Source organism: Bradyrhizobium sp. CCBAU 45389 (assembly GCF_028128625.1).
Taxonomy (GTDB): Bacteria; Pseudomonadota; Alphaproteobacteria; order Rhizobiales; family Xanthobacteraceae; genus Bradyrhizobium; species Bradyrhizobium liaoningense_B.
Map to the genome: position 1 here is coordinate 473,117 of NZ_LBIY01000096.1, position 23,422 is coordinate 496,538.

Annotated in this window: 22 protein-coding genes and 2 pseudogenes; 17 read left to right on the forward strand and 7 right to left on the reverse strand. The window is 64.1% G+C overall.

What is annotated here, in order from left to right; translation table 11 throughout:
- Positions 1–24: 24 nt before the first annotated feature.
- The gene (locus tag XH79_RS32010; protein ID WP_271584249.1) at positions 25–912 is read left to right on the forward strand and encodes a DUF1259 domain-containing protein; all 888 of its coding nucleotides are present in this window, start codon (positions 25–27) and stop codon (positions 910–912) included.
- Between the two features lie 57 nt (positions 913–969).
- On the opposite strand, the gene arsC is transcribed toward XH79_RS32010, so the two are convergent.
- Genes arsC through XH79_RS32030 form a run of 4 tightly spaced genes read right to left on the reverse strand, consistent with a single transcriptional unit; the run spans position 970 to position 2,951 of the window.
- The gene (gene arsC, locus XH79_RS32015; protein ID WP_271584250.1) at positions 970–1,371 is read right to left on the reverse strand and encodes an arsenate reductase (glutaredoxin); all 402 of its coding nucleotides are present in this window, start codon (positions 1,369–1,371) and stop codon (positions 970–972) included.
- Positions 1,368–2,069 (reverse strand): aquaporin, encoded by a 702-nt coding sequence (locus XH79_RS32020; RefSeq protein WP_271584251.1) that lies wholly within the window; start codon positions 2,067–2,069, stop codon positions 1,368–1,370. The genes arsC and XH79_RS32020 overlap by 4 nt, the downstream gene beginning before the upstream one ends.
- On the reverse strand, positions 2,069–2,596 hold the full coding sequence (locus tag XH79_RS32025) for an arsenate reductase ArsC (protein ID WP_212343842.1): 528 nt from the start codon (positions 2,594–2,596) through the stop codon (positions 2,069–2,071). Before XH79_RS32025 ends, XH79_RS32020 begins: the two co-directional genes overlap by 1 nt.
- On the reverse strand, positions 2,589–2,951 hold the full coding sequence (locus XH79_RS32030; protein ID WP_212343844.1) for an ArsR/SmtB family transcription factor: 363 nt from the start codon (positions 2,949–2,951) through the stop codon (positions 2,589–2,591). Before XH79_RS32030 ends, XH79_RS32025 begins: the two co-directional genes overlap by 8 nt.
- A 100-nt stretch (positions 2,952–3,051) precedes the next feature.
- Here XH79_RS32030 and XH79_RS32035 point away from each other — a divergent pair, with 100 nt between their 5' ends.
- The 5 genes and pseudogenes from XH79_RS32035 (at position 3,052) to XH79_RS32055 (ending at position 7,501) form a co-directional block, all read left to right on the forward strand.
- Positions 3,052–3,252, forward strand: coding sequence for a GDCCVxC domain-containing (seleno)protein (locus tag XH79_RS32035; RefSeq protein WP_245003863.1), 201 nt, complete (start codon positions 3,052–3,054; stop codon positions 3,250–3,252).
- Between the two features lie 92 nt (positions 3,253–3,344).
- Positions 3,345–3,662: an ArsR/SmtB family transcription factor gene (locus tag XH79_RS32040; RefSeq protein WP_212343846.1), complete on the forward strand. Its 318-nt coding sequence runs from the start codon at positions 3,345–3,347 to the stop codon at positions 3,660–3,662.
- A gap of 49 nt (positions 3,663–3,711) precedes the next feature.
- Positions 3,712–5,077: pseudogene (locus tag XH79_RS32045) on the forward strand (NAD(P)-binding domain-containing protein).
- Entirely contained in the window at positions 5,074–6,294 is a 1,221-nt protein-coding gene (locus XH79_RS32050) for an MFS transporter (RefSeq protein ID WP_271584353.1), read from the forward strand. Before XH79_RS32045 ends, XH79_RS32050 begins: the two are co-directional and overlap by 4 nt.
- A 28-nt stretch (positions 6,295–6,322) precedes the next feature.
- Entirely contained in the window at positions 6,323–7,501 is a 1,179-nt protein-coding gene (locus XH79_RS32055; protein WP_271584252.1) for an MFS transporter, read from the forward strand.
- Between the two features lie 44 nt (positions 7,502–7,545).
- Here the strand turns inward: XH79_RS32055 and XH79_RS32060 are convergent, their stop codons facing one another.
- Entirely contained in the window at positions 7,546–8,337 is a 792-nt protein-coding gene (locus XH79_RS32060) for an IclR family transcriptional regulator (protein WP_271584253.1), read from the reverse strand.
- A 173-nt stretch (positions 8,338–8,510) separates the two neighbouring features.
- On the opposite strand from XH79_RS32060, the gene XH79_RS32065 reads away from it, so the two are divergent.
- From XH79_RS32065 to XH79_RS32110, 10 genes are all read left to right on the forward strand, one after another.
- Positions 8,511–9,671: an aminotransferase class V-fold PLP-dependent enzyme gene (locus tag XH79_RS32065; protein WP_271584254.1), complete on the forward strand. Its 1,161-nt coding sequence runs from the start codon at positions 8,511–8,513 to the stop codon at positions 9,669–9,671.
- A 22-nt stretch (positions 9,672–9,693) separates the two neighbouring features.
- Complete coding sequence (locus tag XH79_RS32070; protein WP_271584255.1) at positions 9,694–10,596, forward strand: amino acid ABC transporter substrate-binding protein; 903 nt, start codon at positions 9,694–9,696, stop codon at positions 10,594–10,596.
- 46 nt (positions 10,597–10,642) lie between these two features.
- A complete protein-coding gene (locus tag XH79_RS32075; protein ID WP_271584256.1) occupies positions 10,643–11,437 on the forward strand; it encodes an amino acid ABC transporter permease in 795 nt (264 codons plus the stop codon).
- Positions 11,434–12,123, forward strand: a complete 690-nt coding sequence (locus XH79_RS32080; RefSeq protein WP_271584257.1) for an amino acid ABC transporter permease — start codon at positions 11,434–11,436, stop codon at positions 12,121–12,123. The genes XH79_RS32075 and XH79_RS32080 overlap by 4 nt, the downstream gene beginning before the upstream one ends.
- Before the next feature lie 28 nt (positions 12,124–12,151).
- Entirely contained in the window at positions 12,152–12,922 is a 771-nt protein-coding gene (locus XH79_RS32085; protein ID WP_271584258.1) for an amino acid ABC transporter ATP-binding protein, read from the forward strand.
- 189 nt (positions 12,923–13,111) lie between these two features.
- Positions 13,112–13,582, forward strand: coding sequence for a DUF2147 domain-containing protein (locus XH79_RS32090; RefSeq protein WP_271584259.1), 471 nt, complete (start codon positions 13,112–13,114; stop codon positions 13,580–13,582).
- 189 nt (positions 13,583–13,771) lie between these two features.
- Positions 13,772–14,605 (forward strand): oxidoreductase, encoded by an 834-nt coding sequence (locus tag XH79_RS32095; RefSeq protein WP_271584260.1) that lies wholly within the window; start codon positions 13,772–13,774, stop codon positions 14,603–14,605.
- Positions 14,606–14,614: 9 nt separating this feature from the next.
- Positions 14,615–15,631: an AraC family transcriptional regulator gene (locus XH79_RS32100; RefSeq protein ID WP_271584261.1), complete on the forward strand. Its 1,017-nt coding sequence runs from the start codon at positions 14,615–14,617 to the stop codon at positions 15,629–15,631.
- A 220-nt stretch (positions 15,632–15,851) separates the two neighbouring features.
- Positions 15,852–16,700 (forward strand): SDR family NAD(P)-dependent oxidoreductase, encoded by an 849-nt coding sequence (locus XH79_RS32105; protein ID WP_271584262.1) that lies wholly within the window; start codon positions 15,852–15,854, stop codon positions 16,698–16,700.
- Positions 16,701–16,763: 63 nt separating this feature from the next.
- A complete protein-coding gene (locus XH79_RS32110; protein WP_271584263.1) occupies positions 16,764–17,357 on the forward strand; it encodes a class I SAM-dependent methyltransferase in 594 nt (197 codons plus the stop codon).
- An 87-nt stretch (positions 17,358–17,444) separates the two neighbouring features.
- Here the strand turns inward: XH79_RS32110 and XH79_RS32115 are convergent, their stop codons facing one another.
- The gene (locus tag XH79_RS32115) at positions 17,445–18,875 is read right to left on the reverse strand and encodes an autotransporter outer membrane beta-barrel domain-containing protein (RefSeq protein ID WP_271584264.1); all 1,431 of its coding nucleotides are present in this window, start codon (positions 18,873–18,875) and stop codon (positions 17,445–17,447) included.
- Positions 18,876–19,956: 1,081 nt separating this feature from the next.
- Positions 19,957–22,038: pseudogene (locus tag XH79_RS43340) on the reverse strand (autotransporter-associated beta strand repeat-containing protein); the annotation flags it as partial.
- A gap of 461 nt (positions 22,039–22,499) precedes the next feature.
- Here XH79_RS43340 and XH79_RS32135 point away from each other — a divergent pair.
- Positions 22,500–23,315, forward strand: coding sequence for a helix-turn-helix transcriptional regulator (locus XH79_RS32135; RefSeq protein WP_212343905.1), 816 nt, complete (start codon positions 22,500–22,502; stop codon positions 23,313–23,315).
- Positions 23,316–23,422 lie beyond the last annotated feature (107 nt).

Below are 23,422 nucleotides of genomic sequence, written 5' to 3' on the forward strand. Positions count from 1 at the left end.
ATTCAAGCTCAAGGGAGCGGATCAATGCGCAAGATAATCTCGGCGCTGATGGCCATCGGCGCGTGCTTCATCGCGACCGCCCGCGCGCAGGAGGTCGACTGGCAGAAGGTCGATGATACGCTCGGCCGCAAGCCGACTGTTGCCGGCGACGTGCATCGCTACGGCTTTCCGCGCACCGATCTCACGGTCACGCTTGATGACGTGACCATCAAGCCGGCGCTGGCGCTCGGCGGCTGGGTCGCGTTCAAGCCCGCACATGGCGGCGCCATGGCGATGGGCGATCTGGTGCTGCTCGAGTCCGAGATCAACCCGGTCATGCTGAAGATGATCGCGAGCGGGCTCGAGATCACGGCCGTGCACAATCATCTGCTCGGTGCGAGCCCGGCGACGTTCTACATGCATGTGGCCGGCCACGGCGATCCCGTCAGGATCGCGACCGCCATCAAGGAGGCGCTCGCCGAAAGCAAGACGCCGCTCTCAGTGCCGGCTCCCGCGGCCCCGCCGCCCGCGGTCGATCTCGACACCGCGCAGCTCGACCAGATCATCGGCGTCAAGGGACAGGCCAATGGCGGCGTCTACCAGTTCAACGTGCCCCGCCGCGATCCCGTCACCGAGCAGGGCATGCAGCTGAGCCCGGTCGGACCGCTGGGGGTTGCGACCGCCATCAACTTCCAGCCGACCGGCGCGGGCAAGGCGGCCATCACCGGCGACTTCGTGCTGACCGGTGACGAGGTGAACCCGGTGATTAGGGCGTTGCGATCGCACGGCATCGCCGTGACCGCTCTTCATAGCCACATGCTGGACGAGCAGCCGCGCCTGTTCTTCATGCACTTCTGGGCCAACGACGACGCGATCAAGCTCGCCAATGGTTTGCGGGCCGCGCTCGACAAGACGGCGAGCACGAAGAGCTGAAACGGTGTCCGATTTGGATCGGGCCGTCGGCGCGAAATGCGTTCGTGGCGTTCGAGCCTATTTGGCTTCGACCACCTCGCCATCCTCCTTCACGAAGCGGCCGGGAGGATTGTCCAGGAGATCGATGACGGCCTCCGAGGGCCGGCACAGCCGCGTGCCCTTCGCCGTGACGACGATCGGACGGTTGATGAGAATGGGATGCGCCATCATGAAGTCGAGCAGCTCGTCGTCCGTCCATTTGGGGTCGGCGAGGCTGAGTTCCTTGTACGGCGTTCCCTTCTCGCGCAGCAGCGCGCGAACGGGAATTCCCATCGCCGAGACCAGCTCCTTGAGCCTGTCGCGCGATGGCGGCGTCTTCAGATATTCGATGACGACTGGCTCGGTGCCGCTCTGCCGGATCATCGCAAGCGTGTTGCGCGAGGTGCCGCAGTCGGGGTTGTGATAGATCGTGACACTCATGATCGGGTCTCCGCAACAGGAACAGGGCCGCGCGCCTTGGCGTGACCGAGCAGCCAGTTCATCATTAGCATGCCGGCGATGGCCCCGCAGAGCTCGGCGAGGATGAAGCCGGGAAGGTCGATGGGCCTAATGCCGGAAAAGGTGTTCGTCAGCGAACGCGCGATCGCCACCGCCGGATTGGCAAACGACGTCGACGCCGTGAACCAGTACGCGGCTGTGATGTAGAGGCCGACCAGCCAGGGAACAGCCGCGCGCTGGAAGCGGATGCCGGCGAGGATGGTCGCGACCAGCCCGAAGGCTGCGACTGCTTCGGCAAACCATTGCGGCCCGCCGGTCCTGACCTTGGTCGACAGATCGAGCAGGGGCAGGCCGAACATCAGATGCGCTGCGATCGTCCCGGCGATGCCGCCGGCAATCTGCGCGACAATGTAGAGCGCGGCCTCATTCACCGGCAGCTCGCGCCTGCCGGTGAAGACCAGCGTGACCGCCGGATTGAAATGCGCACCGGAGATCGGACCAAGCACGGTGATCAGCACGACCAGGATGGCGCCGGTCGGCAAGGTATTGCAGAGCAGTGCAAGCGCGACATCCCTGGTCAGAGTCTCCGCCATGATGCCGGAGCCGACGACGGTGGCGACGAGGATGCCCGTGCCGAGCGCTTCGGCTGCAAGTCGCCGCGAAAGGTCGAACGTCTCCATCAGCCGGCCTTCGGTGCTGGATGTGTTGCGCCCTCGGAGCGGCCGATCTCGCGCAGCCTGGTACCGAGGGACAGTTTATCGATACTCCTGAGCGGGAGGCTCACAAACGTGTCGATCCGGTTCTTGAGATAGCGGAACGCGGTGACGAACGCGGCCTGCTTCTCCAGGTCGGTGCCTTCGGCAGAGGCGGGGTCTTCGATTCCCCAATGTGCGGTCATCGGCTGTCCCGGCCAGATCGGGCAGGCTTCGCCGGCGGCGTTGTCGCAAACGGTGAAGACGAAATCCATCACCGGCGCATCCGGAGCGGCGAACTCCAGCCAGCTCTTCGAGCGCATCCCGTCGGCGGGATAATCCATGCTTTCCAGCGTGCGCAGCGCCAGCGGGTGCACCGCGCCTTTCGGCGTGCTGCCGGCGGAGAAGGCCCGGAAGCGGCCGGCGCCGTCCTTGCGAAGAATGGACTCGGCGAGGATCGAGCGCGCTGAATTGCCGGTGCACAGGAACAGGACATTGTACAACTGGTCAGGCACGGCTTTTCTCCTTTCGTTTTGGCGAGCAGCAGGCCTGAAGGCTGTCGACGACCGGCTCGCAGACCTCCGGCCGTCCGCCGCAGCAATCGCGCAGCAGGAAAACTGCGACATCGCGAAATTCGCTGAGGTTGGCGCGGTAGACGATCGAGCGGCTGTGCCGCGCGGAGGACACGAGGCGTGCGCGGCTCAAGATCGACAGGTGCGCGGAGAGCGTGTTTTGAGGAACTTCCAGCAGGCGGGCGAGGTCGCCGGCCGCAAGCCCGTCGGGCTCGTGCCGGACCAGCGCCCGGAAGGCCTCCAGGCGGGTGGACTGCGACAGTGCCGCGAGCGCGAGAACGGCTTCTTCTGTTTCCATATATCCAGACTTATGGAATTATAGGGGCGGCGTCAATCCATTGGCTCCGGTTGTGCTGACTGATTAGTATGCTGTGTCTTGCGATCGCGGAAAATTTGCCATGCAAACGCAATCGATAATCACGTGTCCGGTCTGCCAGCATGCGTCAGCCGAAACCATGCCGACTGATGCCTGCCAGTTCTTCTACGATTGCAAGGGGTGCGGGACGCGGCTGAAGCCCAAGAGCGGCGATTGCTGCGTCTTTTGTTCCTACGGATCAGTTCCCTGTCCGCCGATTCAGCGAAACCAAGAGTGCTGTTGAAAGCCGGCCTCAGCAGAGGGGGTAGTTTACTATTTCCAATATTCTAGAAATATAGTTTGACAGGTCGGCTCCCACGGGTCATCCTCACCATCATGAAGATCGACGACGCAGCAGCACGCCTGGAGGCCCTGGGCAACCGGACGCGACTTCAGATCTACCGCGCCCTGGTTCGGGCGGGGCACTCGGGCATGCCCGTGGGGCGCTTGCAGGACAAGCTGAAGATTCCGGCGTCGACGCTGTCGCATCACATCAAGACCCTGGTCTCGGTCGGGCTGGTCAGTCAGGTCAGGGAATCCACGACCCTGGTCTGCCACGCGAATTTCGATGCGATGCGCGGGCTGGTCGATTTCCTGGCGGCGGAGTGCTGCGCGGACGAAATCGGATGCAAGGGCGCGCAGACGGCGGCGTGATCGTTTTGCCCAATTATTCGATGATTCTAGAAAGATGGGAGAAGCCCGAATGAATGCCAGGACGGTCGCCATCATCGGGGCAGGGCCGGTCGGTCTCGCAGCCGCGGCGCATGTGCTCGAACGCGGCATGTCGCCCATCGTGCTCGAGGCCGGACCCGAGGCGGCACATGCGGTCCGTCAATGGCAGCACGTCCAGCTGTTCTCGCCGTGGGAATACAATGTCGACAAGGCAGCCGCGCGCCTGCTGGCGCCGACGGGTTGGAATTCGCCCGACCCGCAGTCCTATCCGACCGGCGGCGAACTGATCGATGGATATCTCAAGCCCCCTCGCGACACGGACACCGCTGCGCGAAATGATCCAGACCTCCAGCCGCGTCTCGGCCATCAGCCGGGCCGGTTTCGACAAGGCGAAGACGAAAGGGCGGGAGCAGGCGCCGTTCGAGATCCGCTACCAGAATGGCAGGGGTCCCGAAGTGCTGCGCGCCGACGCTGTGATCGATACATCAGGCACATGGTTCTCTCCCAATCCGGCCGGCAGCAACGGCTTGCCGGCGATCGGTGAAGGCGAGCGCGCGGAGCGCATCGCCTATGGCATGCCCGATGTGCGGGGCGCCGATCGTGCCAGATATGCCGGCAAAACCGTTGCCGTGCTCGGTGCGGGCCATTCCGCGGTGGGCACGCCGATCGATCTCGTTCGCCTTGCCGATGAGGTGCCCGGCACGCAAGCCATCTGGCTGTTGCGCGGTAAGGATCCCGCAAAGGCCTTCGGCGGTGGCCGCAATGACAAGCTTGCCGCGCGCGGCGAGCTTGGCACCGCCTTCGCGGCGCTCGTCGCCGCCGGGAAGATCAGGGTGGAGACTGAATTCGGCGTCATCCGTCTGTCGGAATCCGAAGGTCGCCTCGATATCGCAGCCGGCGCCCGCTGCGGCACGCGAAGCGTGATCGTGGATCAGTTGATCGTCTCGACCGGCTTTCGTCCCGATCTGTCATTGCTGTCCGAGCTGCGCCTGCGGCTCGATCCGGCCATCGAGGCGCCGGCCGCGCTCGCGCCGCTCATCGATCCCAACGAGCACAGCTGCGGCACGGTCCGCCCTCACGGCGCGCGCGAGCTCGCGCATGACGAGCCGGGCTTCTATCTCGCCGGCATGAAATCCTACGGTCGTGCGCCGACCTTCCTGATGATGACGGGCTATGAGCAGGTCCGCTCGATCGCGGCTGATCTCGCCGGCGACAAGAAGGCGGCGGCGAGAGTCGAGCTGGTGCTGCCCGAAACAGGCGTATGCACGCGCGGCGGCCTCGAGACCGCTGCAGCGTCGGGATGCTGCGGCGGGCCCGCGAAGGAAGTTTCATCGGCCTGCTGTGCCGCCGACGAAACGGCAAAGAAGTCGGGCGCATCAGGGTGTGGTTGTTCATGAGGCAGGTTACTGCGGGCCAGTCTGCTGGTCCGGTCGCCGTGGTCGTCGCGCTCGGCACCGCGCAGACCGTTGCGTGGGCGTCGAGCTATTATCTTCCTGCCATCCTGGCTGCACCGATCGCGCACGACCTCGGTCTTGCGCCGACCTATGTGTTCGGCGCGCTCTCAGGGGCGCTCGTCATCTCCGGTCTGCTCGGCCCGCGGGTCGGGCATGCCATCGACACGTTCGGAGGGCGCAGCCTGCTTGCGATCTCGAACCTCGTGTTTGTGGCAGGGTTGCTCCTGCTGTCGGTGGCCCATGGCGCGGCGGTGCTGATCGCGGCCTGGGTGCTGCTCGGGGTCGGCATGGGCATGGGCCTCTATGAAGCAGCCTTCGCAACGCTTGCGCGCATCTATGGCACCAATGCCCGGCGAACCATCACCGGCATCACCCTGATCGCCGGTTTCGCCAGCACACTCGGCTGGCCGCTCACGACGTGGCTGGAGTCCGAGTATAGCTGGCGCGTGGCCTGCCAGGTGTGGGCGGCAATCCATATCGCTCTCGCGCTGCCGCTCAATCTCTCGCTGCCGCGCGCCGTTCCATTGGACCAGCAGCCTCAACCCGGCACGGCTGCGAGCCGGCAATCCGGACGCCAGAGCGAGACCTTCGCGATGGTGCTGCTCGCTTACATGTTTGCGGCGGCAAGCTTCGTCAGTTCGGGAATCTCGGCCATTCTGCCGACCATGCTGGTTGCGTTCGGTGCTAGCCCGGCGCAGGCGCTGCTCGCGGGAGCCTTGGTTGGCCCTGCACAGGTCGGCGCGCGCCTTCTGGAAGCGGGATGGCTCGCCCGATTTCATCCGCTGCTCTCGGCGAGGCTGGCCATGCTCATGAATCCGATCGGCGTCGTCGCGCTGGTCGCGGGCGGCCCCTTGCTCGCGACGACTTTCACGGTGCTGTACGGCGCCGGCAACGGCATCATCACCATTGCCCGCGGGACACTTTCCCTTGCGCTGTTCGGGCCGGCCGGTTTCGGCAAGCGCGTCGGCATGATCTCGTTGCCTTCAAGGGTAACGGGTGCCGCCGCACCGCTCGCGCTGGGGCTGATGGTAGAGCACATCGGCAGCAGCGCGCTGTGGATCAGCGCGCTCGTTTCGCTCTCGGCCTTCCTTGCACTCTTGCTGTTACGTAGCGAGCAGGCAACATCGACGCCCCTCAAGGTGGGAGAGCAAAATTCATAAGCTGAGCGGTCGGTCCCTGATTGCGGTGATGTGCATCGGCCAGGTCGGAAACCTGCTGCCGCATGTGACGCTGTCCGCAAACCTCGCGCAGCATTTGATGCCGGCGTGGGGGCTCTCCGCCGCCGAAGGCGGGTTGATGGCGAGCGGTTATGCGTTCGGTTACATGCTCGCCGTGCCCGTGCTGACGACCCTGACCGACCGCATCGATGCGCGCCTCGTCCTGCTGTGGGGCTCGATCGTCAGCGGGCTTGCGACCGCAGCGTTCGGTCTCTTTGCACAAGGTTTTTGGTCGGGCACTGCGATCTGGTCGCTTGCGGGACTTGGCTTTGCCGGCGCCTACATGCCCGGCCTGAAGGCGCTGACCGACCGGCTTCCCACTGGCGACACCTCGCGGGCCGTCACGCTGTACACGTCGAGTTTCTCGGTCGGCGTCGGCCTCTCGTTCCTCGTCGCGCAACTGATCGCCGACCGTTGGGGATGGCGGGCCGCCTTCCTCGTCACCGGCTTCGGCCCGATCGCAATGGTGGTCGCGTGTCTCCTGATCGATGCGCGTCAGCCTGCGCCGAAGGCCGGGCGTCTGCTCAACTTCGCCCCCGTCTTCGCCAACCGCGAGGCGCTCGGCTACATCCTCGGCTATGGCGCGCATTGCTTCGAGCTCTACGGCATCCGCACCTGGCTGGTGGGGTTCTGGACGTTCGTCGTGGCGCATCAAGGCGCGCCGTCGTGGCTGAGCCCGGTCGTGCTGAGCTTCTGCTTCGCGGTGATCTCGATGCCCGCCAGCATCCTCGGCAACGAGGCCGCGCTGAAATTCGGACGCCACCGCGCGATCACCGTCGTGATGATCGCATCGGCCTGCGTGGCGCTGGTGATCGGGCTCAACGCGACGGCGCCGGCCTCGCTGCTCGCACTGCTGCTGCTCCTCTATGGCCTGACCGTGCCGGCCGATTCAGGCGCGCTGACGGCCGGCATGTCGGCCGCGGCCGCATCCGAGCATCGCGGCGCGACGCTGGCGTTGCACTCGACGGTCGGCTTCGGCCTGTCTGCACTTGGAGCGTGGAGCACCGGTGCCGCACTCGACATCGCCGGCGGCCCGCAGAGCGCGAGCGGCTGGCTGCTGGCGTTCACCGTTCTCGCGGTCGGCATTGCGCTCGGTCCGCTGGCGTTGCTCTGGGCGCGGATGGCGCAGCGTGCGGCGCGGGTGAAGTAGCGAGAGGGCTCGCGTCTCGAGCGCGGACCGTCGAGCAGGCGGGATCAGGCATTCGCCGGCGCGTCGCTTGCGTCATCCCCGAGGATCGTCTCCGAGAGCAGCGCCGCAGCCTTCTGAAGTGGAGCGATGAACCGATCCAGCTCGGCAAAACTCACGCGTGCCACGGGAACGGAGACGCCCAGGCACGCGATCAGCTCGCGATCCGGCGACAGGATCGGAACGGCGCAGCCGACCACGCCTCGCACATATTCTTCATTGGTCTTGGCCCAGCCGCGCTTGCGGGTCTCGTCGAGCACCTTCATCAGGCTTTCGACATCGACGATGGTCGTCTCGGTGTACTTGGTGAGTGCGAGTGCGCGGCACAGCTTTTCGCGCGCCCGCTCGGGCAAGCGGCTCATGTAGATCTTGCCGGTCGAGGTGCAGTGGAGCGGCGCCGCTTCGCCGGGATTGAACTGCAGACCTTGAGGCTGTGACACGCGGACGCTGTCGACATAGGCAACGACATTGTCCCGCACCACCCCGATCTCGCATTGCTCGCCGATTTCAGCGGCGACGGCGCGGAGCACCGCGTGCCGGCGCGCGATGCGGAAAGCTGCGCCGATGACCTTGGCCGACAGCGTGACCAGTTGATTGCCGACCACGTAGCGCTTCGTTCCCACGGCTCTCTGAAGCAGTCCGCGCTGCTCCAGATTTCCGATCAGCCGGTGCGCGGTCGGCAGCGGCAGGGACAGCGCGCCGGCGATCTCCGCGACCGAGGCTGCCCTGGTCTGGCTGGCAACGTAGCCAATGACCGCGAAGGCGCGATCCAGTGGCCCATCGGTACTCGGCTGCTGCATTTTGTCATTCTCCGCCTGGATTCCAAATAATTATCATTTTTCGGAATGAAAACCACTGAAATATGAAAATTACTATAGGAACCCTAGCGCCTTTGCCCATATCGTTGGCGTTGCCCGGCGGTGAACAGGATTTGTGCAGTGCGAGCCGCCGCGGACCGGCTCAGGAGATTGGGATGTCAGGCCACTACGACGTTGATGCCGTGCGGAAGGAGTTTCCGGCTGCTGAGCGGATCACCTATCTCGACTCCGGCTTCCAGACGCCGCTTGCGCGTCCCGTCAAAGCGGCGATCGACCGTTTCCTGAGCGAAGGTCTCGAGACCGCCGGCCCCAAGAGCGTCTGGCTCGATCGTGTCGAGCAGACCCGCGGGAAACTGGCGCGGTTTCTCGGCGCATCGGCCGACGAGATCGCCTTCACCAAGAATACCTCGGAGAGCATGAACATCGCCGCGAATGCGCTGCCGCTACGCGCCGGCGACAAGGTGCTGATGATCCACGGCGATCATCCGAACAACGCCTATGCGTTCCTCAATCTGCGTCGCAAGGGCGTCACGGTCGAGTTCGTTCCCATGACCGAGGTCGTGAACGCCGAGAGTATTCGTCCGCACATCGATGCAAGCACACGGGCGATCTCGATGTCGCAGGTGACATTCCATGCCGGTCACCGTTTCGATGTCGAAAGCATCGGCGCGCTCTGCGCGGAGATTGGGCTCTATTTCGTCGTCGACGTGATGCAGGCGATCGGCGTCGTGCCGATCGATGCGAAGGCGATGCGCGCGACCTTCATCGGTTCGGGCAGTCACAAGGGGCTGCTGGTGCCGCAAGGGCTGGGCCTTTTGTATTGGGACAAGTCCAGGACCGAGCTCGAGCCTGCCTATCTTGCGGCCGCCAGCCTTGCGGAAGTCCCAGCCGATCTCATCGCCCGGCCCGACAGGCTCGAGCCTGCCGCGAGCGCGCGCCGCTTCGAGCTCGGCAATTTCAATCTTCCGGCGATCCATGCCCTCGGTGCCTCGCTCGACATGATCGACGCACTGGGCGTTGAGAACATCCAGAACCACTGCTTCGATCTCGGCGGCCATCTCATCGCCCGGCTCGACGCGCTCGACGTTCGCCTGGTCGGCCCTCGCGCGCGGCAGCATCGCGCGCCGCACATCTACGTCATTGCGCTGCCCGCGGCCGAATGGCTCGGCCATTTCGAGGAGAACGGCGTCCGCGTGTCGCCGGAACGGGACGGCATCCGCGTGTCGTTCGGGATGTTCAACACGATTGCCGACGTCGACCGCCTGATCGAGATCATCCGGCGGCGCGGCGTGAAGCCATCATCGAGGGCCGCATAGGCTGTCCATCAAGGAGACGTACATGACGAAATTTGCGCGTGTCTTGAGCATTCTGTCCGGCCTCGCGGTCATTGGCGGCCTTGGTGGACCCTCGGCTGCCGCCGACAGTCCCACGCTCGCCAGGATCAAATCGAACGGCGCCATCACCATCGGCCATCGTGAGGCCTCGATACCCTTCTCCTATCTCGGTCCCGACCAGAAGCCGATCGGCTTTTCGCTCGATCTGTGCGCCGCCATCGTCGAGCGCATCAAGGCGGAGACCGGCCTGCCCAATCTGAGGGTCAACTACGTTCCGGTGAACTCGTCCAACCGCATCCCGCTGATCCAGAGCGGCACCGTCGATATCGAGTGCGGCGGCACGGCCAACGACAGGAAGCGGCAGGAGCAGGTCTCGTTCTCCGTCGCCACCTTCGTCAGCCAGCCGCGCTGGCTGGTCAAGGCGGACAGCGGCCTGAAGACGGCCGGCGATCTCAAGGGCAAGACTGTCGTCGTGACCCAGGGCTCCAATGCCGTCGGCTTCGCGCAAGGCGTGAATGCGAAGGAGCAGCTCGGCTTCAACATCGTCCAGGCCAAGGACCACGCCGAGTCCTTCCTGATGCTGAACACCGGCCGCGCGGCCGCCTTCATGGAAGACGATATTCTCCTCGCCGGCCTCAAGGCCGCAGCTCCGAAGCCGGATGCGCTGATATTCCTCCCCGAGGGCTACGCCAAGATCTATTATGGCTTGATGTTCACGAAGGGCGATACCGGCTTCAAGGCGCTCGTCGATGACGTGCTGTCCAAGCAGATGGCGTCGGGCCAGTTCGAGAAGACCTATGCGAAGTGGTTCACCAGGCCGATTCCGCCCAAGAATGAGAATTTGGCGTTCCCGCTGACCGTCGAGCTCACGGAACGGATCGCGCATCCCAGCGACGCCGTCGACTAATCGCGAAGGCGGAGAGTGTCCCGCAAACCGAGCCCCGAGGTTCGCCATGTTTGCAGTGCTTCTTGAACAGACCGCGGATGGCCAGCGCTATATCGACTGGCTCGTGTCGGGCCTCGGCTGGACCCTGGCGCTGGCGTTCTTCGGCTGGTGGATTGCCTTTGCCGTCGGGGTCGTCGTCGGCATCGGCCGCACCGTGCAGAACCGGCCCATCGCGGCGCTTGCGCGCCTGTATGTGGAGATCTTCCGCAACATCCCCGTGCTGGTGCAGATGTTTCTCTGGTACTTCGTCCTGCCAGAGATCCTTCCTGTCTCGCTCGGGAACGCCATCAAGCAGATCCCGCCGCCCTGGGGATCGTTCTTTCCGGCGCTCGTGTGCCTCGGTCTCTATACCGCGGCCCGGATCGCCGAACAGGTTCGTGCCGGGATCGAGGCCCTGCCGAAAGGACAGGTCGAGGCGGCAAGCGCGCTCGGGCTCAGCGGCTATCTGACCTATCGCCATATCATCGTGCCGCAGGCGCTACGCCTGATCATCCCGAGCCTGACCAGCGAGGTGATGGGCATCTATAAGAACACTTCGGTTGCGCTCACCATCGGGCTGATGGAGCTGACGGCGCGGGCCCGCCAGATCAGCGAAGCGACATTCCAGACGTTCACCGCTTTCGGCGCCGCGACGCTTGTGTATCTCGCGCTGGCGCTGATCGCCTATCAGGGGATGGCCCTGATCGACAGGGCCGTGCGCATTCCGGGCGCCGGGCGTGCGGACGATGCAGCCAAGCCGGCCGCGACGAACGTCACGCAACCGATCGACTCCCTGCCTGACGCGATGGAGGTCGTGAAATGAACAGCCTCGATTTCTCCGTTGTTCTCCAGGCGTGGCCTTACCTCTGGTCGGGCCTGCTGTTTTCGCTGGCGCTGACCGCTGTTGCTTTCGTGGTCGGCCTGGTCCTCGGTACCTGCCTGGCGCTGGTGCAGCACTTCGAAGTGCCCGCGCTCGGCAGGCTCGTGCGTGGCTATGTCGCCCTGATGCGCTCGATCCCGCTGATCCTGGTGCTGTTCTGGTTCTTCTTCCTGGTGCCGATCGTGCTCGGCCATCTCAGCGGAAACGGACGGCCGGTTCCGATCGGCGCCACCTGGACGGCGTTCATCACCTTCGGCCTGTTCGAGGCCGCCTATTATTCGGAGATCATCCGCGTCGGATTGCGCGCGGTGAACCGTGGACAGTTCGAGGCCTGTCAGGCGCTCGCATTGTCCACCTTCGACACCTATCGCTCCGTGATCCTGCCGCAGGTGCTCCGCGTCGCCAGCCCAATCATCCTGAGCCAGACCATCATCCTGTTCCAGGACACCTCGCTGGTCTACGTGCTCTCGCTCACCGATCTGCTCGGCGCGGCCTCGAAGCTGGCGCAGCTCAATGGCCGTCTGGTCGAGATGTATCTGGTCATTGCGGTGGTCTACCTCGCAATCAGCTCGGCGGCTTCGCAGTGCGTGGCGTCCTTACGCAAGCGATATGCGATTGCGGGCCGCTAGCGGATCATCCTGTTCTTTGGAGAGGAAAATGCTTCAGCTCGCTGCGGGGAATCAGATGGGGCCGACTACTTTCATCGTCACCGTGGAAAATCTGGTGAAACGGTTCGGCCATTTCACGGCGCTGAATGACGTCAACCTGACTGTCGCGGCCGGCGAGAAGATCGTGCTGTGCGGTCCCTCCGGCTCGGGTAAGTCGACCTTGATCCGCTGCATCAATCACATCGAGAAGCACGATGGCGGGCGGATCGTCGTCGATGGCGTCGAGCTGTCGGGCCGGACGGACGACATCAACGGCGTCCGTCGCGAGGTCGGCATGGTGTTCCAGAGCTTCAACCTGTTTCCGCATCTCTCGGTCGTCGAGAATTGCATGCTGGCGCCGATGAAGGTGCGGGGCCTGTCGCGCGCCGAGGCGCACGAGCGTGCGATCGGATTGCTACGCAAGGTGCGCATCCACGACCAGGCGGACAAATATCCGGGACAGCTCTCCGGCGGCCAGCAGCAGCGCGTCGCCATCGCGCGGGCGCTGTGCATGCAGCCAAAGATCATGCTGTTCGACGAGCCGACCTCCGCGCTGGACCCGGAGATGGTCAAGGAAGTGCTCGACACCATGGTGGAGCTCGCGCGGGACGGCATGACCATGGTCTGCGTTACGCACGAGATGGGCTTTGCCCGCGAGATCGCTGATAGGGTGGTGTTCATGGATCGTGGCTCCATCGTCGAGGAAGCCGATCCCGAGACCTTCTTCCGCGCGCCCCGGAGTGAGCGGGCGAGGGATTTCCTCGGCCAGATCATCCATTAGGGATACGTCTCGGTCTTTAGCGCGATAGTGGAGGGCGGCGTCGCCGGGCGCGGCGTCATTGATTGGCACGTCTCGCAATCCCGTTGGCGCCTTCTGCCGCTGCCAACGCTGTTCCTGAAATCTAGAGACACCTGCGAGACCAGCGAGCGGCCTGATCGCTCCTGCCAACCGCAGACCAAGGAACAGACCATGCAATCATTCTCGCTTTCCCGTCGATCCGCCATCTTCCTGCTGATGGCAACCGTGAACATCGGACTGATGCCGATGGCGCACGGCGAGGCGCCGGTCCCCGACGCGATCGTCGGGACCTGGGAGGCAGACGACGGCACCGTGAAGCTCGACATGTTCAAGGCCGGAATGGAATTCCAGGCGCGCATGCTCTACGGCAACGAGATCGTCGAGGCGGACAATTTGACCTTCAAGAAGGACGCCAAGAACCCCGATCCCACGCTGCGTTCGCGATCGCTCAAGAACATCGTGTTCATCACCGGCCTGCACTGGGAAAATGGCGAGTGGACCGGCGGCTCCATCTACGACGCCTCGTCCGGGCGCACCTACAACTGCAAGGCCAGCGTCAAGGACGGCAAGATGCATCTGAGAGGGTATCTCGGCCTGCCGGCGATGGGGCAAACCCGCTCATTCCACCGCGTTCGCGGGTAGGTAGGCCTTCCGCCAATCCCGAACCGTTCTGCCGAAGCGCGGTCGCCCGAACCGCGCTTTTTCCTCGCGAGTACAGCAGCTTGAGTGGTCGCCAGGATTGGCGCGTTGTGCAAATCTATTGGCGCGTTTGGTCAGTCGATCCGGACCGGGGAGGCGGCAGGATAAGGATCGGAACCAAGAGAGGTTGACATGTTCGACAGATCGAAAAGAACCGCGCTCGTCACCGGAGCCTCCTCCGGCATGGGCAAGGAAATCGCAAGGCGTCTGATCAAGGACGGCTTTCAGGTCTTCGTCGCCGCGCGCCACGTCGACAAGATGGATGATCTCGTCGGGCTCGGGGCGCGGTCCCTGCGCATGGACATATCGAGCGAGGCCGACATCCAGGCGGCGGTCGATGCCATCCTGCGCGAGGTGGACGGCGTCGATGTGCTCGTCAACAATGCCGGCTTCGGCCTCTACGGTCCCGTCGAGGACGTCGGCATCGACGAAGCGCGTTACCAGTTCGAGGTAAACCTGTTCGGCGCCGCCCGCCTGACGCAGCTCCTGTTGCCGAAGATGCGCGAGAAGCGCGCAGGCACCATCGTCAACATCACCTCGATGGGCGGCAAGATCTACACACTCTTGGGCGCCTGGTACCACGCGACCAAGCATGCGTTGGAAGGCTGGTCCGATTGCCTTCGGCTCGAGCTTGCACCGTTCGGCATCAAGGTCGTCATCGTCGAGCCCGGCATGATCGAGACGGCGTTTGGCGATGTCGTTGCCAACGGCCTGCTCAAGCGCTCGGGGACGGGGCCTTACGCCAAGGTGACGCAGGCGGTCGCGAAATCGACCCGGGATGCTTATGGCCACGGCCTCGGCACGAATCCGAGCGTCATCGCCGACGTCGTCTCCAGGGCGGTTAAAGAGGCTAGGCCGCGGACGCGTTACGTTGCGGGCAAGTACGCCCTGCCCATGATCAAGATCCGCGAATGGTTTGGCGATCGGGCGTTCGACCGCATCATCATGAGCCGCCAGATGCGCTAAGGATCGGTCATGAGCGGAACGGCGGCAGACAGGTGCAAGATTCCCCGAGCCTTTTGGCAGGCCGTCGAACATATCGGCGTGCCGCCGGCCGTGCTGTTGCGGCAGGCGAAGCTGCCGGCGACCTTGCACCTGAACGACCAGGGGCAGGTCACCACAGTGCAATATTTCGCGCTCTGGCGAGCGCTGGAGGAGCTGAAGCCGGAGCCCGGGCTCGGCTTGATGCTGGTCCAGAGCGTCGAGACCGCGGTGCATCCGCCGTCGAGCCTCGCTGCGTTCTATGCGCGGGATTATCGCGACGGACTGCACCGCCTCGCGCGCTTCAAGCGGCTGTGCTCGCCCGAGCAGCTGCACGTCGACGAAGGCAAGGACGCGTGCGTGGTCACGACGGAATGGCCGTACGCAACCGATCCGGAGCCCGCGATCTCGACCGACGTGACCTTCGCCTCGCTGGTCGAGCTCGGGCGTCGCGGGACGGGACAGCACCTGACGCCGAAGCGGGTGGAGCTGGTTCGTCCTCGCCCCAAGAGCGACATCCACCACACATATTTCGAATGCCAAATCCGCTATGGCGCGGCGCGCAACCTGCTGGTCCTGAAATCTGCCGACCTCGACCGTCCGTTTCCAGGGCACAACAAGGAACTGCTCGAAATCCTGACGCCGGCACTGGCCTCCGCCTTGGGCGAGCTGGAAGCGCGCAGCTCCGTCAGGGAGCAGGTGAAGGTCGTCCTCAAGCGCAGCCTTGCCAGCGGACGGCCGGAGCTGTCAGACGTGGCGCGCGATCTCGGCCTGAGCGAGCGGACCCTTCAGCGCCGCATCACCGAGGAAGGTGCGAGCTTCCGTGAGCTCCTGGTCGAAGCACGTCAGGAGCTCGGGCGGCAGCTTCTGTCGGATCCGACGGCCGACATCGACGAGGTCGCGTGCCTCCTGGGCTATCAGGACGCAAGCTCGTTCTACCGCGCTTTCCGCTACTGGGAAGGCGTGACGCCGAGCCGCTGGCGCGAGCTGCACGGCAACAAGATTCACTAGAGCATTTTCGAGCGAAGTGGATACCGGTTCGCGTCAAGAAAACGCGTCACAATAGGAATCCAGAGCCCCGTTCCGATTTCATCGGAACGGGGCTCTGACGGTTGCTGCGTCCCTTTTGGCACCTGCGGCAACTTCGTTGGCGCGCCTCGTCACTGCCGATCGAGGTCTGCGAGCATAGGACTTGCCGAGTAAGTCCAACTCAATCCATCGAGGATATCGTATGTCTGGCAAAGTCTGGTTCATCACCGGGGCATCCCGCGGCTTCGGCCGCGTCTGGGCAGAGGCTGCCCTCAAGCGCGGCGACAAGGTCGCTGCCACCGCCCGCATCCTCGCTGACGTGGCTGATCTTTCGGAAGCCTATGGCGAGGCCGTACTGCCGATCGCCCTTGATGTGACCAATGCCCATGCGGTGCAGAATGCCGTGACCCGGGCACACGCGCATTTCGGACGGCTGGACGTCGTGCTCAACAACGCAGGCTACGCGCTGGTCGGGGCGATCGAAGAGGCACACGAGGCCGACGTCCGTGCCGAGTTCGACACCAACTTCTTCGGCGCTCTCCGTGTGATCCAGGCCGCGCTTCCCCTGCTGCGGCGACAGGGCAGCGGCCACATCATCGGCGTGTCCAGTGTTGCCGGCATCGTCGCCGGGCCCATCATCGGGTTCTACAACGCCTCGAAATTCGCGCTCGAAGCTCTTCATGAGAGCCTGGCGCAGGAGGTCGGGGGTCTCGGACTGAAGGTCACGCTGCTCGAGCCGGGCGCTTATGCGACGGGGTTTGGCAGCACTGCCTCGCTCAGGATCTCGCCCCTCATCAACGCCTACAGCAACACGCGGGCGGAGGTGTTTGCCGCCGGCGCCAGGCTTGCCTTCGGCGAGCCGGAGGCGACGGCCGATGCGATCCTGAAGATCGTCGACGCCGAAAACCCTCCGCTCCGATTCTTTGTCGGCACTGAGGGATTGCCGCGTGCCCGCGCGGCCTATGCCGATCGTCTTGCGACATGGGAGGCTTGGGAGGCTGACTCCAACGCCGCTCAGGGCGAGGCTCGGCAACACAACATCGCATCGTAGTCGCACCAGCCTTCTTCGGGACAGACCCGTCTGCTCCTCGCGAGCGGGAAACAGAGGATCGCAATGAACGCCACCGCAGTTGCAGACTTCTTCCAGTTCTTCCGCTCGTACCTGTCCAATCCCTGGCAGGTCTCCGCCATCGCGCCATCAGGCCAGTCACTGGCGCGCCTGATGACGCAGGAGATCGTGCCAGGAAGCGGGCCGGTGATCGAACTGGGACCGGGCACCGGCATCTTCACCAGGGCGCTGCTCCGGCGCGGCGTCGCCGAGCGCGACCTGCTGCTGATCGAATATGGTTCGGATTTCGTCCGCCTGTTGCAGGAGCGCTTCCCGCGGGCGCGCGTGCTCTGGATGGACGCGCGCCAGCTCGCCCAGTACGAGCGGTTCACGGCGCCGGCCTCGGCCGTCGTCAGCGGCCTTCCGCTTCTGTCGATGTCGCCGCGCAAGGTGATCGCGATCCTGACGGGCGCCTTCCGCCACATGCAGGAGGGCGGCACGCTCTACCAGTTCACCTACGGACCGCGCTGCCCGGTGCCCCGGCCAACCCTCGACCGTCTCGGGCTGAAGGCGAGCCTGGTCGGGCGCACCGCGCTCAATATTCCGCCGGCATCGGTCTATCGCATCCGGCGACGGCACCGGTTGCAGGCGGTGTCCTAAAGCATGATCCGGAAAAGTGCGAAGCGTAGATCATGCGCAAACAACAACCTAAAGCGCGATGACGATTCATTCCAATCTCATCGCGCTTTAGAACTTCATGCGGAAGTTTGCACGGACGCTGTTGTCGGTGACGCCCGAGCCGAACTGGCCGTTGTAGGAAACGCCGAGCGTGGCGTTGTTGCTGATGGCGAGGTCGAGGCCGGTGTCGATGGCGGCCGCGTTTCTGGCGATGGGAACACCCCAGACAGCGAACGCGCTGCTGCCCGCGAAGCGCAGGTTCGATTGCGGCGTCACGTCGCCGAAGGCATGACGCCAGCCGAGCGAGCCGGTGGCCGTGGCGATAAGGCCGCCAAGGTTGAAGCTGGTCGAGCCGCGCAGACCGAGCGTCGAGAAGGAGGTGTCGGTGCTTCCGCTCCGGCCTGTGAGCGCCGCGGCGCCGCCATGCTCGCTGAAGCCGTTCGTGTGCAGGTTCACATAAGCGAGGTTGGCGAAGGGCTCGAAGGTGACGGCGCCAGTCTTCACGTCGTAGCCGAGTTCGCCGAACGCCTGCGTCGTGCCCGCGTTGTAATGGCCCTTGAGGCTGTCCGAGAAGCCGGAGAACGCGACCGAGCGGCTGCTGGAGATGTTGTGCCACGTATAGGCGGCACCCGAGCGGAAGGCGAGACTGCCCCACTGGTTGCCTGCATAGAGGCCGAGCGTGTAATTGTCGCTCGTGCCCGACGAGCTGCGATCCTTCACATTGAAGTCGGTGTGGCCAATGCCCCCGAGGATGCCGACCCGCCAACTATCGAATAGCTGACCATCGGCGCCGATGAAGAAGCCGCCAGTCGCGCGGGCGAGTTTTGCCGCGTTGCCGTCGCCGGCGGTGGCGCCCCAGGACCCGAAGGCCCTGGCCCAGATTGTGGCCTCGGCGCCATCACAGCCCGTGCCCGAACGGCCACCGGCATTGCCGGTCGCGAACGTGGTCGTGCCGCCCGAGATGCCGCAGCGTCCCGACCGCAATCGGTCGAGGGCCGCATCGCGCACGAAACGGCTGTCTTCGATCAGTGCCGTCTTGGCCGAGGCGTGGACTTCGCCGGAGAGCTGGTCGAAGGCCCTGCGCGCGCTCGCGGTGTCGAGCTGGACGACGGCGTCCCAGATGGAATTGCCAAGACCCAGCGTCTCCACACCGCCGCCGGCGGCCCGCTGGTTCACCGTGCCGCCGACGTCGGCGAAGTCGGTATTGTTGCGGGTCATCGTCAGATAGACGTCGCTGGCGTCATAGCTGAGCGAGGGCGTCAGGAAGGCCAGGTTCGAGATGACCCCGCCGAACGTGCCCGTCCTGCCGCCACCCGTCGTGCTGAGGATGGTGTAGGTGGTGCTGGGCGCATAGTTGCCCGAGCCCGCCAGCACATTGACTGTGCCGCCGTTGATTGTGATCGCGCCCGTGGCGATGATGCGACTGCCCTGGCCGGCAGCGTTGACGGCGACTTGATAGATCGAGCCGGCATTGAACGTGACATTGCCGGCCACGCTCATCGTGCCGATGCCGCCATTTTGGCCCGGCGCAATGGTCGCGCCGCTGTTGATCGTCAGGTCGCCGGAGGAGCCGATGCCCGTGAACAGGCCGCCCGAGACTGTGACGGCGCCGGTGATCGTGCCGTTGTTGGTCGTCGTTCCGGCGCTCTGCGTCAGGCTGCCGTTGATCGTGCCGTCGTTGTTGACGATGCCCGCCGTGTTGAAATTGCCGTTCCAGGTCGCACCAGGGCTGTTGGTGATGGTTCCGGTGTTGGATGCGACATTGGCATTGTAGATCGCATTGTTGGTGACGAGCCCGGCATTGGCGATCGTCGGTCACCGTGCCGTTGTTGGTGATCACCCCGTTGGCCGTATTGATAATGCCGACAGTGGTTGTCAGCGAGCCGCCCGCGGCGACCGCGACGGAGCCGCTGTTGGTCAGTCCGGCGAATGTGGTGTTGCCACCGTTCGCCACTATGAGGGTTGCGCCGCTGGCGTTGGCGAAGGTGTCATTGCCGGTGACGGCGCCGCCGATGGTGAAGAGACCGCCGGCATTGTTGATGATCGCGCCATTGAGTTGGCCGCCATTGACGTTCACGGACCCGGAATTGGTCACGCCGCCAGAGAGGCTGCCGGCCGTCTGGGTGAAGACCGCCCCGGCGTTATTGGTGACGCCGCCCGCCACCATCCCCGCGTTCGCGAAGGTGGCATTGTTGACGATGCCCGCGTTCGCCGTCAGCGATCCACCTGAGGCTACGCCGATGCCGCCGCGATTCGTCAAAATCCCCATGAGGGTGTAGTTGCCGGTTGCGGCCACCGCGAGGGTCGCGCCACTGGCGTTGTCAAACGTGCTGTCGCTGGTCACGGTGCCGCCGACGTTGAAGCTGCCGCCGGCATGGTTGACGATCGCGCCGTTGAGCGCGCCGCCGTTGGCGTTCACCGTGCCGTCATTGGTCACGCCACCTGAGACGCTGCCGCCCGTCTGGGTGAAGACCGCCCCGGCGTGATTGGTCACGCTGCCCGCCACCGTGCCGGCGTTCTCGAAGTTGGCATGGTTGACGACGTCGGAGGTGATGCTGCCCGGCGCGGCGATCGCCAGCGTGCCGCCGTTGATCGTGGTGGCGCCGGTGTAGGTGTTCATCGCCGAGAGCGTCAGCGTGCCGTCTCCGTTCTTGGTCAGACTCTTGCCGTCCCAGCCGCTGGCGAAGGTTCCGCTCTGGTCTGTGAGCGCCACGCCGACAGTGAACGCGTCGGTGGCATTCGTCAGGGTGAAGACGCCATTACCCAGCGCCGTGCCGGCGTTCCAGGTCAGGTCCGTGTGGACGATATAGTCGTTCCCGCTGATCCGCCCCCCGACTGTCAGATAATCGACTGGGCTCGACGAGCCGCCGATGCTGACATTTGCGAAGTCACCGGTGATGCCGCCGGTCGTGTGGATCACCGTATATTGCGTTCCGGTATAGCCGGCGACGTTCAGCGTTCCGTCCAGGGATGCGGTCGCCGCGGTGATGGCGGGATCGTTGGCGCCAATGGCAACGTTCAGCGTCGAGCCCGCGCTTTGTGTGAAGGCTCCGGCCACAACGAGCTGCGCGGTGCCGTCGACGGCCGTGCTTCCGCCGCTCCCGGTCGTATAGCTTGCCGCGGTGAATGTCCCGGTCTGGCCGAACTCGAGCGTGCCGCCACTGACCGTAACTGCGCCCACCGAGCTGCCGGTGCCGGTGAGGATGGTTCTGCCGGAGCCGATCTGGTTGACCGCGCCCGTGCCGGTGACGGTTCCCCCGAAAGTCATGGTGTTGCTACGATTGAATTCCAGCGTGCCATGATTGACGATGGCACCCGTGACGGAGCCTGTGGTGCCGCCATTGCCAATCCGCAGCGTGCCGCCCGAGATGGTGGTGCCGCCCGTGTAGGTGCTGGCGCCGGTCAAGGTCAGCACACCGTTACCGGCCTTGATGAATGCGCCCGCACCGGAGAGCACGCCGCCATAGGAAGCATTGGCGGTCTGATCGAAGGTCACCGACGCGCCCGATCCAATGTCCGCATTACCGGTGAAGCGCTCGGCGGCGGTGAGAAGCCCTCCGGACTGTATCCCCCAGTCGAGACTCGAATTCCCGGTGAGCGTGAGCTTGCCCGAGCCCTGTTTGATCATAATGCCGGAAGTGCCGCCATAGCCGCCGATATTGCCGGCGAAGGTTCCGTCACTCGCCTGGTCAAAGGCGGCAAAAGCGACGTTGCTGACGCCGATATTGCCCGAGATCGAGCTGGCATTGCCGATCAGCAGACCTTCAGCAACCAGTGTGTTGCCGTAGGCATTGCCGGCGTTGTTGAGGTACAGTGTGCCCGATAAGCCTGTCTTGATCAGATCGCCGGGGCCTGACACCACGCCGGTCAGGTAGAGCGCCGAGCGATCCACGATGTCGATCTCGCCAGCCTGCTGCAATGAAATCGCCCGGGCAATGCTGAAGGTCCCTGATGTGGCCAGCCTGCCGCCATTGAAGGTCAGGGCGCCCGACGTGCCGCCCAGATTGGCGTCGGAGATGATGGAAATCGTGCCGCCGGCGATCGTTGTGCCGCCCGTATAGGTGTTGGTGCCGGTCAGAGACAGCGTGCCCGAGCCGGCTTTGACCAGACTGCCACCGACACCACCCGATATGCCGCCATCCTGAATCGTGCCGCTGACGGCGTAATCGACATTACTTGTGAGGGTCAGCTCGTTGGCGCCAAGCTTGAATGTTCCGGATTCATGAATGTCGCCGGCGCTGATCTTGTGATCCCCGTTGGGACCGCTTGTACCCGAGAAGTCGACAACGTCGCCCGCACTGAAATTGATGAACGCAGCGTTGCCGGGGTTGCTGTTACCGTAGAAAAATATCGAGCTTCCGTAGTTATTGGTGATGATCGCATTGCCGGCGGTGCTCGTGTCCTGGAATGTCGTGTAGCCACCGCCCTCATTTAGAATGAGGGCGCTGCCAGCCGTACTGTTGTTCAAAAACAATGTCACACTGCCATTGCGGATTACCGCAGTGCCGGCGTCGCCGACGGTTCCTTCTGTTGTGTTTGCCTGGAAGTGCACTTCCTGGCCGGGGGTGACATTGTCGATGATCACGTTTGGAGCGGGATTGGGATTGGCGGCGCTGCCATCATAGATGACGATCTGCGCAGAAGCAGGCGCAGCGGCGACCATAGCCAGACCAGTGGCTGCAACGAGCGGCGCAAGGATCGTGGTCAGCACAGTGGAGAGCTTGAGGGCTCCTGAAGGAAGCGCCGCCTTGCAACGGGATGCCGGCTGGGATTTCGCCTGAAATGGCGCGCGCTGGTTAGCGCCCGACTGTTTGAAAGCGGCGCGTCTTGCCGCAGCTTGCCACGTCGTCACCGCATACTTCCCCCGGCCGTTGTCGAGACATTGGTGGCAATTCAGTCCCTAAACGAATTCCGCCGGCATCGATCGAATCCCCAAGATGTGTCGCGATGGACACGTTCGCCATACTCTGCGATAGATCGCCGTCTGACTATTACCCCTACGGGTAGTCGGAGCATAAACAACGTTCGCGGGCTGACGCATTGTGAGGCCGGGTGCGCTCGCGCGGGAACGTGAATGGTCTGCAAATCTGAAATCGGCTTGGAATTCGTCGTCAGGAATGCGTGGTGGACAGGGACAGCAAACTCGATCTTGAAATCATCCGTCTCTATGAGTCCGAACCCGATCTGCACAAATTGCCGTTCGCCCTGTTCGAGGCCATCGGCCCTCTCATCGATGCGGACGTCGTGAGTTTCACCGAGTTCCATCATCCGAGCAGAGACTTTCGTGCCCTGATATCCGTCGAGGATGAGCCGGAGAACCGCACACGTGCGATGCAGGCATTTGCGCGGCACATGCACTCGCATCCGTTCTGGCAGCATGATCCCGCCTTCTATGGCGAGCGGGCCTTGCGTGAGTCGGATTTCTTCACCGACGAAGAGTTCGCCCAGCTTCCAATGGCGCGGGAAGCGTTTCTGCCCTCCAATGCGCGCCGGATCATGGGGATCGTGCTGGAATACTCGGGCTATGCCGTTTCGATTACCGGTCACCGTATTGTAGGACGATCGCCGTTCAGCGACGCGGACCGCGACCGGCTGCAAGGGCTGCGTCCGCATATTCTGCGCTGCTATCGTCAGGCGCAGGACCGGACGCTCGCCAAACTGACGCCGGCCGACCGGCTGCGTCTGGCGTTTCCGGCGCTCACGCCGCGCCAGGTCGAGGTGGCGTCCTGCATTGCCCAGGGCAAATCCAACGAGGAGATCGCCAATGCTCTCGGAGTTGGTCTCGACGCCATCAAGGCGCATATCAAGGCGATCAACAGCAAGGTCGATTCCGACAGCCGTCGCGCGGCCATCGTCATCGCCCACACGGCCCCTCCCTTTGCCGACATGCCACCGTTATGGAAGCTCGATCTGAAGAGCTGGAGCGGACGAAGCCAGTAAACCTATCGGAGGATGCGCGATGGATCGCGCAATGTCCGCGCGAAACAAAAACCCGCAACGGATTGCTCCGCGCGGGTGAACTTTCGATGGTGCCAGTATGCCGGTGT

Coding starts and splice junctions, on each gene's coding strand:
- XH79_RS32035 (WP_245003863.1), top strand. CDS start 3,052: ATGCAAACGCAATCGATAATCACGTGTCCGGTCTGCCAGCATGCGTCA.
- XH79_RS32110 (WP_271584263.1), top strand. CDS start 16,764: ATGAACGCCACCGCAGTTGCAGACTTCTTCCAGTTCTTCCGCTCGTAC.
- XH79_RS32060 (WP_271584253.1), bottom strand. CDS start 8,337: ATGCAGCAGCCGAGTACCGATGGGCCACTGGATCGCGCCTTCGCGGTC.
- XH79_RS32085 (WP_271584258.1), top strand. CDS start 12,152: ATGCTTCAGCTCGCTGCGGGGAATCAGATGGGGCCGACTACTTTCATC.
- XH79_RS32080 (WP_271584257.1), top strand. CDS start 11,434: ATGAACAGCCTCGATTTCTCCGTTGTTCTCCAGGCGTGGCCTTACCTC.
- arsC (WP_271584250.1), bottom strand. CDS start 1,371: ATGAGTGTCACGATCTATCACAACCCCGACTGCGGCACCTCGCGCAAC.
- XH79_RS32065 (WP_271584254.1), top strand. CDS start 8,511: ATGTCAGGCCACTACGACGTTGATGCCGTGCGGAAGGAGTTTCCGGCT.
- XH79_RS32050 (WP_271584353.1), top strand. CDS start 5,074: ATGAGGCAGGTTACTGCGGGCCAGTCTGCTGGTCCGGTCGCCGTGGTC.
- XH79_RS32040 (WP_212343846.1), top strand. CDS start 3,345: ATGAAGATCGACGACGCAGCAGCACGCCTGGAGGCCCTGGGCAACCGG.
- XH79_RS32095 (WP_271584260.1), top strand. CDS start 13,772: ATGTTCGACAGATCGAAAAGAACCGCGCTCGTCACCGGAGCCTCCTCC.
- XH79_RS32030 (WP_212343844.1), bottom strand. CDS start 2,951: ATGGAAACAGAAGAAGCCGTTCTCGCGCTCGCGGCACTGTCGCAGTCC.
- XH79_RS32100 (WP_271584261.1), top strand. CDS start 14,615: ATGAGCGGAACGGCGGCAGACAGGTGCAAGATTCCCCGAGCCTTTTGG.
- XH79_RS32010 (WP_271584249.1), top strand. CDS start 25: ATGCGCAAGATAATCTCGGCGCTGATGGCCATCGGCGCGTGCTTCATC.
- XH79_RS32070 (WP_271584255.1), top strand. CDS start 9,694: ATGACGAAATTTGCGCGTGTCTTGAGCATTCTGTCCGGCCTCGCGGTC.
- XH79_RS32090 (WP_271584259.1), top strand. CDS start 13,112: ATGCAATCATTCTCGCTTTCCCGTCGATCCGCCATCTTCCTGCTGATG.
- XH79_RS32075 (WP_271584256.1), top strand. CDS start 10,643: ATGTTTGCAGTGCTTCTTGAACAGACCGCGGATGGCCAGCGCTATATC.
- XH79_RS32020 (WP_271584251.1), bottom strand. CDS start 2,069: ATGGAGACGTTCGACCTTTCGCGGCGACTTGCAGCCGAAGCGCTCGGC.
- XH79_RS32115 (WP_271584264.1), bottom strand. CDS start 18,875: ATGAGCGTGGCCGGCAATGTCACGTTCAATGCCGGCTCGATCTATCAA.
- XH79_RS32055 (WP_271584252.1), top strand. CDS start 6,323: ATGTGCATCGGCCAGGTCGGAAACCTGCTGCCGCATGTGACGCTGTCC.
- XH79_RS32105 (WP_271584262.1), top strand. CDS start 15,852: ATGTCTGGCAAAGTCTGGTTCATCACCGGGGCATCCCGCGGCTTCGGC.